Source organism: Jiella sp. M17.18 (assembly GCF_041027365.1).
In the GTDB taxonomy this organism is placed as follows: Bacteria; Pseudomonadota; Alphaproteobacteria; order Rhizobiales; family Rhizobiaceae; genus VKMB-3413.
On sequence record NZ_JBFTEH010000004.1, the window covers coordinates 249,386 to 261,601 of the forward strand.

8 protein-coding genes are annotated in these 12,216 nt (G+C 69.6%); 6 read left to right on the top strand and 2 right to left on the bottom strand.

All coding sequences use genetic code 11. The features are described 5' to 3' along the window. Window positions 1-52: 52 nt before the first annotated feature. On the bottom strand, window positions 53-2,260 hold the full coding sequence (locus AB5S17_RS10050; protein WP_369238804.1) for a M12 family metallo-peptidase: 2,208 nt from the start codon (window positions 2,258-2,260) through the stop codon (window positions 53-55). A 536-nt stretch (window positions 2,261-2,796) separates the two neighbouring features. Beyond that, window positions 2,797-3,795: a LysR family transcriptional regulator gene (locus AB5S17_RS10055; RefSeq protein ID WP_369238806.1), complete on the bottom strand. Its 999-nt coding sequence runs from the start codon at window positions 3,793-3,795 to the stop codon at window positions 2,797-2,799. An 89-nt stretch (window positions 3,796-3,884) separates the two neighbouring features. Here AB5S17_RS10055 and AB5S17_RS10060 point away from each other — a divergent pair, with 89 nt between their 5' ends. The 6 genes from AB5S17_RS10060 (at window position 3,885) to AB5S17_RS10085 (ending at window position 12,201) form a co-directional block, all read left to right on the top strand. Next, window positions 3,885-5,267, top strand: a complete 1,383-nt coding sequence (locus tag AB5S17_RS10060; protein WP_369238808.1) for an aromatic ring-hydroxylating dioxygenase subunit alpha — start codon at window positions 3,885-3,887, stop codon at window positions 5,265-5,267. Then, complete coding sequence (locus tag AB5S17_RS10065) at window positions 5,264-6,535, top strand: cystathionine gamma-synthase family protein (RefSeq protein ID WP_369238810.1); 1,272 nt, start codon at window positions 5,264-5,266, stop codon at window positions 6,533-6,535. The genes AB5S17_RS10060 and AB5S17_RS10065 overlap by 4 nt, the downstream gene beginning before the upstream one ends. Further along, window positions 6,536-8,146 (top strand): FAD-dependent oxidoreductase, encoded by a 1,611-nt coding sequence (locus tag AB5S17_RS10070; protein ID WP_369238812.1) that lies wholly within the window; start codon window positions 6,536-6,538, stop codon window positions 8,144-8,146. Window positions 8,147-8,156: 10 nt separating this feature from the next. Further along, entirely contained in the window at window positions 8,157-9,341 is a 1,185-nt protein-coding gene (locus AB5S17_RS10075; protein ID WP_369238814.1) for an NAD(P)/FAD-dependent oxidoreductase, read from the top strand. Window positions 9,342-9,899: 558 nt separating this feature from the next. After that, on the top strand, window positions 9,900-11,045 hold the full coding sequence (locus AB5S17_RS10080; protein ID WP_369238816.1) for an NAD(P)/FAD-dependent oxidoreductase: 1,146 nt from the start codon (window positions 9,900-9,902) through the stop codon (window positions 11,043-11,045). A gap of 247 nt (window positions 11,046-11,292) precedes the next feature. Continuing rightward, entirely contained in the window at window positions 11,293-12,201 is a 909-nt protein-coding gene (locus AB5S17_RS10085; protein WP_369238818.1) for a fatty acid desaturase, read from the top strand. The last annotated feature ends 15 nt before the right edge of the window (window positions 12,202-12,216 follow it).

Below are 12,216 nucleotides of genomic sequence, written 5' to 3' on the forward strand. Positions count from 1 at the left end.
GACAGCGCGACGGCCGGCGGGGGAGCCGGCCGTCGCGTCCATGCGTCAGGCGTCAGCGGCAGTCGTAGCAGGTGCGGGTCCGGGTTCGGGGAATCCGGGCGATGTGCACCTGGTAGAGCTGGTCCCCCGCGGCGGCGATGCGCCCGGTGGCTCCGTTGTTGTCGAGCGCCAGCCAGCCCGGGCAGGAATTGCCGCTGCAGGGCGTGCCGGTGTGCCGCCAGATCCGGCCGGTGTTGTGCAGCTGGTAGAGCTTGCTGCCGTCGGCGGCGATGTCGGCGGTCGCCGGGTTGTTGTCGAGCGCCTGCCAGCCGGGGCAGGAATTGCCGCTGCAGGGCGTGCCGGTATAGCGCCAGATCCGGCCGGTGTTGTGCAGCTGGTAGAGGCCTCCGCTGCCGGCGGCGATGGCGAGCGTCGCGGGGTTGTTGTCGAGCATCTGCCAGCCCGGGCAGGAATTGCCGCTGCAGGGCGTGCCCGTGTAGCGCCAGATCCGGCCGGTGTTGTGCAACTGGTAGAGGCCGCCCGTGCCCGCAGCGATGGCGAGGGTCGCGGGATTGTTGTCGAGCATCTGCCAGCCGGGGCAGGAGTTGCCGCTGCAGGGCGTGCCGGTGTAGCGCCAGATCCGGCCGGTGTTGTGGAGCTGGTAGAGGTCGTTGCCGGCCGCGGCGATCGCCACCGTGGCGGGGTTGTTGTCGAGCATCTGCCAGCCGGGGCAGGAATTGCCGCTGCAGGGCGTGCCGGTGTAGCGCCAGATCCGGCCGGTGTTGTGGAGCTGGTAGAGGTCGTTGCCGGCCGCGGCGATCGCCACCGTGGCGGGGTTGTTGTCGAGCATCTGCCAGCCGGGGCAGGAATTGCCGCTGCAGGGCGTGCCGGTGTAGCGCCAGATCCGGCCGGTCTTGTGCAGCTGATAGAGGTTGCCGCCGCCGGCGGCGATGCGCACGCTCTGCCCGTTGTTGTCGAGGCGCGTCCAGCCCGGGCAGGAATTGCCGCTGCAGGCGACCCCGGTCGAGCGCCAGATCGAGCCGATATCCGAGCCCGGCGGGCTGTTGAAGGCCGCCACGGTGGTCGCCGTCTGGTTCAGGACGCGCGCATTGTCATGCGTGGCGGCGGTGCCCATGGCGATGTTGTTGTACTTGACGTTCGGGTTCGACCAGTACTGCAGCCGCGAGCAGCTGGAAGCGCAGTTATAGGCCATGATGGTGCGCCATGATGGCGCCTTCGCCGTCTGCTGGAAGCCATGGCCATAGGGGAAGGGCGAGGTCGAGGGATCGTTCGCCGGGTCGTGGCGGGCGCCCATCAGATGGCCGAGTTCGTGCGCGAAGGAATAATAGCCGGTCGCGCAGCTGTAATGGACGACGGCATAGGCCGTGCCGGCGTTCGCCCGGATGGCGTCGGCGAGGCCGCAATAGTCGGTCTGGTTGATGATCATCGCCGACAGGTCGGCGCCGGAACTGGCGTGGTGGTTCTTCGCGTCGCTGTTGGCGACGAAGTCGGCGAGGATCTGGTCGTAGGACTTGCCGGCCTCGCTCTCGTTGACCTGGAACGTGTCGACCAGCTTCAGCTTCACGTTCACGCCGCTGTTGACATAGGACTGGTTGGCTTCGGCAACGGCCAGCTGGATGGTGGCGATGATGTCCGCGACGGCCGCCTTGGCAGCGGGCGTGTAGGCCACCATGACGTCGATGCCGACCGGGCCGTCCTGCCGCTCGGCGGGGAGGCCCAGCGGCATGACGTCGCCGCGCCGCTCCTGCTCCTTGGCCCGGAAGCTCGGAGGCTCCTCCGGCGGGAAGCGCGACGTGTCGAGCTTGATCAGCGCATGCAGGCCGTCGCCGACGGATTCGATGCGGTAGGTGTCGAGGCCGTCCTGCACCGTGCCGGTGACGTTGCCGTCGCGCATGACCAGCGTGGCGGTGCCGGGAACGGCGGAGAGGCTGCCGGTCCAGATGAAGGCGTTGTTGCCGGTGGTTTCCATCGAGCGCCGCGACAGTGTCACGGTCTTCTGGCCGGGCATCGTCAGGCTGACGGCGTCGCCGCGCAGCGCATCGACATTGATGCGCACCAGTTCCAGGCTCTGCGTCGTCGGCTGGGCCCGCAGGGCCGCCACGCGGGGGAACTGGTCGGCGGCCAGCGTCTGCTGGACGGGTGTCAGAAGTTCCGGCGGATTGGGCTGGGCCAGAGCGAAGCCGGTCGGGGTGAGCGAGAAGGCCACGAGAAGCCCGAGACACCCTCGTGCCAGCCGGCGGCCGAACGTTGAGATCGTCATGGTTTCCTCACGAAAGGCGCAACAGGGCCGGGTCCGGCGGCACGATTGCGGCGCGGACGCTTTCGGTTTCACTGTCGCTCGTTGTCGTTACGCGTCCTGCGTCGTGTCGCTTCCGGGGATCGTCGTGAAGCCCACGCCGCTCATGCACGAAAGGCACTGCCATGCGTTCCGGGTCTGTCTGTCGCGTGAACGGGCGTCGCCGACCGAGCGGCCGCGGCCGCTTTGGTCAGTCTGCCGGCTCGGCCCCAGGCGCAGGAAGCGGCCGGACTGCACGAAAATGCCCTATCGGCAGGCTGCGTGACGTGACTGCGCAATTGCCGACTGAACGCGACACATCCTGCGCAGGATGACTATGAACCCGGCGACTAATCCGGTCAATATACTTGATTGAGAGCGCTGGTTGCATGGTTTGACGGCCAGGAATGCAAGAAAAAGTGATAAGCGATCGCTATGTTGTTCTTCCGCCGTCTCGGCCCGGAGGAGATCGGAACCGGACCGGCCTGCCGAGGCGGCGGCCTGTCGTCCTGCGGCCGCGATCAGGCCGTGCCGTCGCCCTGCACATGGGCGAAGCGCTGGATCACGAAGGAGCGGAAGAGGGCGATGGCGGGGTCGGACATGTCGTCGGGATGGACGGTGAGGTAGTAGCCGAAGCCGGACTCGCAGCGCGCCTCGTAGGGCGTGACCAGCCGGCCATCGGCGATCTCGCGCGCGAACATGTCGGGGTCGACGAGGATGACGCCGCTGCCGGCCATCGCCCACTCGACGGTCAGGCGTTCGGAATCCAGCGCCAGCCCGCGCTCGGGTGCGATGTCGAGGCCGAACTGGCTGGCGAAGGCCGACCAGAGCACGCCGAAGGGCTCGCCCTCCAGCCGCGTGTGCAGGAGCTCGTTGCTTCTGAGGAAGGTTTGGAGGTCCATGCCCCGGCAGCGCTCGGCAATGTCCGGAGCGCAGGCGACCGTCTGGCCGATCGTCCAGAGCGGGTCGCGCACCGCGTCGTCGAAGCGCGGCCGGTCGAAGACGATGGCGATGTCGCAGACGGTGGCGCGGGGCAGGCCGACGCCGTTCGAGGAGAACAGGTCGATCGAGATGTCGGGGAAGGCGAGGCGGAATTCCCGCAGCAGCGCCATGCCTGCGACCTGCAGGAAGGTCGGCGGCATGTGGACGCGCAGCATGCGCCCGCCGGTGCCGGCCTTGCGGCGCAGCGACTGGATGGTCGCCTCGATGCCGTCGAAGGACTTGCGCACCACCGGCAGGAGGGCGGCGCCGGCGGCGGTCAGCGCCAGGCCCTGCGGCCGGCGCTCCAGCAGCTTGCAGCCGAGCAGTTCCTCCAGCCGGCTGACATGGCGGCTGAGCGCGCTCTGCGAGATGTGCAGCGACGCGGCGGCGCCGGTGAAGCTGAGCCGTTCGGCGACCGCCTCGAAGGCCCGCAAGGCGTTCAGGGGGAGCCACAGCCGCGCCGCGTCGGCGCCTTCGCTCTGGCCGGTCTTCGCTTTCGGGCGGGGGTCGTCGACCGCGTCGGGCGAGCGGATCGGCATCTCTTGCCTCAATTCGATAGGGCGATGCAAAAACGATATTTGAAAGCGTTCCAAGGCGCTGACAAGCTCGTGCATCCATAGGAGGCACGATGCTCGACCTGTCCATGATCGCGGCACTTCTCGCCCAGCGCAAGCCGGGCCATTCGCTGCCGCAGGCGCTCTACAATAGCCCCGACGTCTACGCCTTCGATCTCGAGGCGATCTTCGGCCAGTCCTGGATCCTCGCCGGCTTCACCTGCGAGATCCCCAAGCCCCGCGGCGTGCTGGCGCTGACGATCGGCCAGTCGCCGGTGGTCGTCACGCGCGACAGGGACGGCGCGCTGCGCGCCTTCCACAATTCCTGCCGGCATCGCGGCGCACAGGTCTGCGCCGATGGCGCGGGCGCGCGCTCGCGCCTGACCTGCCCCTATCACCAGTGGGTCTACGGCCTCGACGGCAAGCTCGTTCATGCCGGCAACATGCAGGCGAGCTTCAAGCCCGACGAGCACGGGCTGAAGCCGGTGCATGTCGAGGAGGTCGCCGGCGCGATCTTCGTCTGCATGGCCGAGACCCCGCCGGCCTTCGACCGCTTCCGCTCGCATCTGGAGCCGCTTCTCGCGCCCCACCGGCTGCACGAGGCGAAGCTCGCCCACCAGAACACGCTGCTCGAGAAGGGCAACTGGAAGCTGGTGATGGAGAACGCGCGCGAGTGCTACCACTGCGCCGTCGGCCATCCGGAGCTGGCGCTGACCTTCCCGATCGGCGAGGCGAAGGGCGCGCATTTCGCCAAGGACGGGGATCCGCGCCATGCCGCCTACGATGCGCGGCTCGCCGCCTGCGGCCTCACCAAGGGGCCCTATGACGGGCCGTGGTGGCAGGTCGAGCGCTTCCCGCTGCGGGAAGGCCAGGTGTCGCTGACGATGGACGGCCAGCCGGCGGTGAAGAAGCTGATGATCGCCGGCGACCAGCCCGACGTCGGCTCGCTGCGCTGGGCGATCGAGCCGCATTCCTTCTGCCATTCGACCGCCGATACGACGGTCTATTTCAGCGCCATGCCGACGGCGACGGGCGAGACCGTGGTGACCTGCAAATGGCTGGTCCACCAGGACGCGGTCGAGGGCGTCGACTACGACGTCGAGCGGCTGACCGAACTCTGGAACATCACCAACCGGCAGGACCGCGACCTCGTCGAGCTGAACCAGCGCGGCGTCAATTCGCTCGGCTACACGCCGGGACCGTACAACGAGGAGGGCGAGTCCTACGTCATGCGCTTTACCGACTGGTACTGCGACAAGGCGCAGGACTTCATCGCCGCGCGCACCGGCATCGACCGGCGGCCGCTGGCGATCCACGCGGTGCCGGTAAATTCGGACGCGCTGTTCGGCACGGCGCCCTTCGCCGGCGCCCCGCCGGCCGGCGGGGCCGAGCCGCACGCGACCCTGTCCTATGCGCTGGACGGCGCGGCGGGCGAGCCGACGGCGGACGTGCAGTGACGCCAGTGACACCGGAAGACGCAGCGGGCGAGGGCCTGCATCCCGACACGCTCGCCGTCGGCTTCGGCTACGATCCGGCCGAGGCCTACGGCGCGGTGAAGCCGCCGATCGTCCTCTCCTCGACCTTCGCCTATCCCTCCGCGGCGGCGGCGAAGGACGTGCACCGGGCCTATTTCGACGGGCCGGCGCCGGAGAAGGACGCGCCCTTCATCTACGCCCGGCTCGACCATCCGAGCCTGAAGCTCCTGCAGACCCGCCTCGCGGTGCTCGACGGCGCCGAGGACGCGGCGGCCTTCGCCTCCGGCATGGCGGCGATCTCGGCGACGATGCTGGCGCATCTGAAGCCCGGCCAGTCGATGCTGCACACGACGCCGCTCTATGGCGGCACGCACGGCCTGCTCTACGGCCCGCTGACCGGGCTCGGCATCAGGCCGGTGCCGATCGCGGATGGTCTGAGCCGCGAGAGCGTCGAGGCGGCGGCGAAGACCGCGCTGCAGCATGGGCCGATCGGGCTGATTCATGTCGAATCGCCGGCCAATCCGACGGCCGGCATCGCCGATATCGCGATGATCGCGGCCTTCGCCGACGAGCTAGCGAAGCGGCAGGACGCCCGGCCGGTGATCTCGGTCGACAACACCTTCCTCGGCTCGCTGCTGCAGCGCCCGCTGGCGCACGGCGCCGACCTCTGCATCACCTCGCTGACGAAATATGCCGGCGGGCACTCGGACCTTCTCGGCGGCTGCCTGACCGGCTCGCTGGAGCGGGTCGGGCCGGTGCGCATGCTGCGCACGCTCCTCGGCACGCATATGGACCCGTTCACCTCCTGGCTGCTGCTGCGCTCGCTGGAGACGTTTCCGCTGCGCAACGCCCGCGCCAACGCCAATGCCGGCGCGATCGCGGCCTTCCTGCGGGACCATCCGAAGGTCGAGAGCGTCACCTATCTCGGCTTCCTCGAACAGGGCTCGGCGGCCAAGGCGGTCTACGACCGGCAGTGCCGCGGGGCGGGCTCGACCTTCTCCTTCAAGATCCGCGGCGGCGAGGCCGAGGCCTTTGCCATGCTCGACCGGCTGAAGGTGTTCCGCATGGCGGTCAGCCTCGGCGGGACCGAGAGCCTGATCTGCCACTCCGCCACCACGACGCACTATCTCGTGCCGCCGGACATCCGCCGGGAGGTCGGCGTGACGGATTCGTCCTTGCGCATCTCGGTCGGGATCGAGCACCCTGACGATCTCATTGCCGACCTCGATCAGGCCCTGAAGGCATCCTGAATGACCGACGTGACGCTGCCGCCGCCCGACCGCTTCTCGGTCGCGGGCAAATCCATCGCCGTCGCGGAGACGGTGGAGGTTCTCGTCGTCGGTGCGGGCGCGGCCGGCTGCGCCGCGGCGATCGCGGCCGCCAGGGCCGGCGTGTCGGTGATGCTGGTCGACGAGAACCCGGTCTCGCCCGGCCTCGTCGGCATGGACGTGCCCTTCTACTTCGGCGGGCGCGCGACCAACGCCGTGCAGACGCCGGAGCGGCTGGTCGAGCAGGTGCTGGAGACGAGCCCGGCGCTGGCCAAGGCGCTGGAGGCGGGCGTCGACGTCCGCCTGTCGACGAGTGTCTGGGGCGCCTGGGTCAAGGCGCCCGGCCTCGCCGGTCTCGCCAGGGGCCTTGCGGGCCTCGCGGACGAGGAGAAGAGCTGGTTCGTCGGCTTCGACCGGCTGGTGCTCGCCACCGGCGCGCGCGACCTCAACTTCACCTTCGCCGGCTCGGACCAGCCGGGCGTGATGGGCGCGCAAGGGTTCCACACGCTGCTGGCGCGCTACGACGCCTTCGCGGGCCGCCGCATCATCATCGTCGGCTCCGGTGCGCTGGCGCTCCAGACGGCCGATCTGGCGCTCAGGCGTGGCCTCGAGGTCGCGGCGCTGGTCGAGGTGCGCGACGCGGCGCAGGGACCGGCCGAGGCCGTTGCGGCGCTGCGGGACAGGGGGGTGGAGATCGTCACCGGCCATGTGCCGCTGCAGGCAAAGGGCAATGCCGAGGGCGTCACCGGCCTCGTCCTCGCACAGCGAGACGATGCGGATGCGACACGCGAGTTCGCCTGCGACACGGTCGTGATGGCGGTCGGCACGGTGCCGGTGATCGAGCTGATCGACGTCCTCGGCGCGGCGCGCGAGATGGCGCCGGCGCGGGGCGGGCACGTGCCGGTGGCGTCGGCCGAGGGCGCGACATCGCTGGCGGAGGTGTTCGTCGCCGGCGACTGCGCCGGGCTCGGCGAGGACGCCGAAGCGTCGGGACAGCGGGCCGGGCGCGTGGTGCTCGCCTCGCTCGGCAGGGCGGCCAGCGATCCCGCGGCGGCCGACGCGGATGCAGCGGGAACGCGCTCGACGCCCGCCGGCGGCGGCCTCGGCTACCAGCTCGACTGGGCTCGGGCACTGCTTGGCACAGGCGGAACGGACGTGCTCGCCTGCCTCTGCGAGGACGTCACCCGCGGCGACCTCCTGGGCGTGAAGCCGCCGCGCTATCTCGACTGGCGCTCCAACGCCATCGGCCGGCGCGACCTCACCACCATCGCCGCGGACGGCCCGGTGAACCCGGACCAGATGAAGCGGCTCACCCGCGTCTGCATGGGCGCCTGCCAGGCGCGGCGCTGCCGCGAGCAGGTGGCGCTGACGATGGCGATCGGCGCCAATGTCGCGCCGGAGACTGTGCCGCTCGCCGGCTATCGCGCGCCGGTGCGCCCGCTGCCGCTGTCGGTGCTCGCCGACTGGGAGGAGGCGCCCGACATGGATGCCGGCTGGAACGTCTGGTTCGGCATCGCGACGCAGTGGATCGGCTACGAGGACATCGGCACGGAACGCGAGGCCGAGCAGCTTCGCGCCGGCATGCCGTATTGAGGAGCGGGCGATGAGCCGGACGGGAACATCGGTGGTCGTCGTCGGCGGCGGCGTCACGGGGCTCTCCACCGCCTGGTGGCTGGCGCGCTCCGGCGTCGACGTCACCGTGGTCGAGAAGGGCATCGTCGGCTTCGAGGCCTCGGGGCGCAACGGCGGCGGCGCGACGCACTACCAGAGCCCGCTGTTCCACGAGGAGCAGCGGCTGTGGCCGCAGATGGACGAGCTCCTCGGCTATCCCACCGAGTATCAGCGCGAACGCATCATCTTCCAGGTCGACCCGCGCAAGGAGAAGTTCCACGAGGGGCTGAGCCTGCGCCTGCCGGCCGGCTACGACTGGGAGGTGCTGGACCCCAAGCAGGTCCGCGAACTGGTGCCGCTCGCCGGCGACAACGTCGTCTCCGGCGTCCACTTCCATTTCGGCGGCCACGCCAATCCGCAGCGCACGGCCCAAGCCTATGCCTGGGCAGCGCAGGACCTCGGCGCGACGATCCTGCAGCACACGGCGGTGACCGGCATCGCGATGGCCGGCGGCAGGGTGACGGGGGTCGAGACGGCGAAGGGCACGATCGGCTGCGACGCGCTGGTGATCGCGGCGGGGCCGCAGACCGGCAAGCTCGCCGCGATGATCGGCGTCGGCCTGCCGATGGCGGCGGCGCGGGCCGAGATGATCGTCACGGAGCCTCTGGCGATGATGCCGATCACCGGCGTCGACGGCAACGGCCTCTATGGCCGTCAGACCCTGCGCGGCAACCTCGCCTATGGCGGCGGTCCGCACGAATGGCAGGACGACGTGGTGCTCGACGCGGCGCCGCCGAAGCCGTCCGGCTCGGTCACGCGGAACCTTGCCAAGCGCGTCGCCGAACTTCTGCCGAAGGCCGCGCATGCGCGGGTGATCCGCTCCTGGGCGGGCGTCATCGAGAACACGCCGGACGGGCGCCCGGTGATCGAGCGGCTGAGCGACCCCGGCAACGTCGTCGTCGCGACGATGTCGAGCGTCGGCTTCGGCCTCTCGCCGGCGTCGGGCCACGCGATCCGCGACCTCGTGATCGACGGCACCTGCAGCTTTGCGGACCTGTCGAAGCTGTCGCTGAAGCGCTTCGCGGGAATCCGGGACGATTGGCGGGCGCATCTGAAGTGGTTGCCGCCGCAGGCTGCGGAGGTAAGGGTGGGGCCCGGCGGGCAGGCGGCGCGTTGACGGGAGCGGTCTCTCGAAGCGCTGTATCCGCCGGCCGCTGCGGCGCCACAGCGGTTCGTCCGGCGCTGCGCGATGTCGGGCGCGGGTCACGACGAAGAGAGACCGCGCCTCTACAGTCGTCATTCTCGGGACCCGTCCCGAGAATCCAGGGATCGTAGGATTCGACGGACTTCGTGAGCGATGGAGAAAATGGGGGCGACGGCTGCGGCAGCGAGTCTGGATTCTCGGGACGGAGCCCGAGAATGACGAAGCTGGGATGTTCGGAGCCTTCTGAGGCGACTTGGTTGATAGCGGAGGGTCGCTGCGTTTCGTCATCTCGGCCTTAAGCCGGGATCCACGCCAAGCCGCCGCAATCGTCAAATCTCTTCATTCGGAATTCGATGTAGTCATGAAATGGAGGGTAAGTTTCGCCGCCGAGGAATGGGTCTCGGGTCAGACCCGGCATGACGAAGCGGCGGAGGGAGCGCCCTCCCAACACCTGTCACTCTCCACGACAAGCATTGCTGCCACCGCTTGTCTTATGCCTTAGTCCAAATTCCCAGCAGAAAGCACCCATCCATGTCCCAGTCCCGCGGTCATGTCATCGTCGTCGGCGCCGGCATTGCCGGCCTGTCCACCGCCTGGGCGCTGACGCGCCGGGGGTTCAAGGTCGAGGTGTTCGAGCAGGGGCCGGTCCCGAACCCGCGCGCCACCTCCTATGACGAGCACCGCATCACCCGGCACGCCTACGGCACGCTGGAGGGCTACGCCTATCTGATGCCGCGGGCCTTCGCGCTCTACGAGGCGATGTTCAGGGACATCGGCGCGCTGCACTTTTCGCCGGGCAGCGTCTTCTACTTCCTGCGCGACGATGTCGACTGGTACGAGCCGGTGTCGCGCTCGATGACGGCGCTCGGCAAGGGGATGCACGAGATCCCGCTCTCCGAGGTGCCCGAGCGCTTCCCGATGATCGAGACGAAAAGCCTCGCGCGCTGCGTCGAGACGGAGGAGGGCGGCATGCTCTTCCCGATCCGCATCCTCACCGACCTCACGGTGTGGCTCGGCAATCAGGGCGTCGTCTTCCACGCCGACGCGCGGGTGAGCGACATCGACCCCGAGGCGGGGACGCTGGTCGCGAACGGCGAGACGTACCGCGCCGACCGGATCGTGATCGCCGCCGGCGCCTGGGTGAACAAGCTGACGCCGGTGGTGGCGGACGCCGTCGTGCCGTCGCGCCAGGCGGTGCTGTATCTCGCGCCCCCGGCGGAGTACGTCGAAGCGTGGAAGACCGCGCCGGTGCTGATCGACCTCGGCACCGAGAGCGGCACCTATACGCTGCCGCCGAGGAACGGGACGCGGCTGAAGGTCGGCGACCACGTCTTCACCCGCGCCGGCGACGCCGACGGCGACCGCATCGCGACCGACGCCGACGTCGCGCGGCTGAACAAGGCGGCGCGGCTCGCCTATCGCGACTTCGACCGCTATCAGGTGCTGGAGAAGAAGATCTGCTTCTACACCGTCACCCGCGACCCCAGCGAGGAGTTCCAGGTCAAGCCCTGGGGCGAGAAGGCCTGGGTCGTCAGCGCCTGTTCCGGCCACGGCTTCAAGCTCGGGCCCCTGATCGGCGACGGCGTCGCCGCCGCGATCGCCGGGGAACGCTCGGACGAGGATACGGTGCGGCTGACGGCGGGGCGCATGAGCCTCGACGAGGCGCGGGCGCTTTAGCCGGCGGGCTGAGGCGCGAGTTCGGCGGAGGGCGGAGGCGATCGCCGTCTCGGCGACTTGTCGCGCGCTCACCTGATGCGAAACGCACCAATTGGTGATCTTTTTCAATAGCTGGGCAGGTTTCGCGACAATCCTCATCACGGCTTGGTGAAGTGCAGAATTGTGCATCGGCGGGTTTCGCCCGAATCATGGGCGCATGACGACAGCGCCTCGATTCGCAGCAACTCCCTTCCGCCGCGGCCAGGCCGTGGAGTGGCCGACCCTGATCCTCGCCATCGCGATCTACGCGGCCTGGGGCGCGCTGACCTTCTTTCACCATCTGATCCCGCTGGTGCTGCTGGTGCCGGCGGCGGCCTGGACCATCGCCTGGCAGGGCTCCCTGCAGCACGAGATCATCCACGGCCATCCGACCAAGTGGCGCGCCGTCAACCGGGCGCTCGGCTTTGTGCCGCTGTCGCTGTGGATCCCGTTCGCGCGCTATCGCACCATGCATCTCTGCCACCACCGCGACGAGCGGCTGACCGACCCGCTGGACGATCCGGAATCCTACTACTGGATCGAGGCGGACTGGGCGAAGCTCAGCCCGCTCGCCCGCGGCCTCGTCGAGGCGCAGACCTGCCTCGCCGGCCGGCTGGTGATCGGGCCGGCCTGGTCGATCACCCGCTTCCTCTGGTCGGAGGCGCGGGCGATCCGGGCCGGCGACCGCCTGCTCCTGTCGATCTGGGCGCGGCACCTGCTCGGTTGCGCCGTCGTCATCGCCTGGCTGTGGAGCGTCTGCGGGATCTCGCCGCTCGCCTATCTCGCGACCTTCGTCTACCCCGGCACGGCGCTGTTGCTCATCCGCTCCTTCGCCGAGCACAAGGCCGAAGGCGCGGTGTCGAAGCGCACGGCGATCGTCGAGGGCTCGCCCGTGCTGGCGCTGCTCTTCCTCAACAACAATCTGCACGCCGCGCACCACGCGCATCCGACGCTGCCCTGGTACCGGCTGCCGGAATGGTACCGCGAGCACCGCGCGGCGCTCCTCGGCGCCAATGGCGGCCTGCTCTACGAGGGCTACAAGGACGTCTTCCGCCGCTTCTTCGTCGCCCCGCACGACCGCCCGGCGCATCCGCTCGGCCGCGCGCCGGACGCGACGGACGGCGGCGCGCCGGCCTGATCGCCCAGTCGGCGG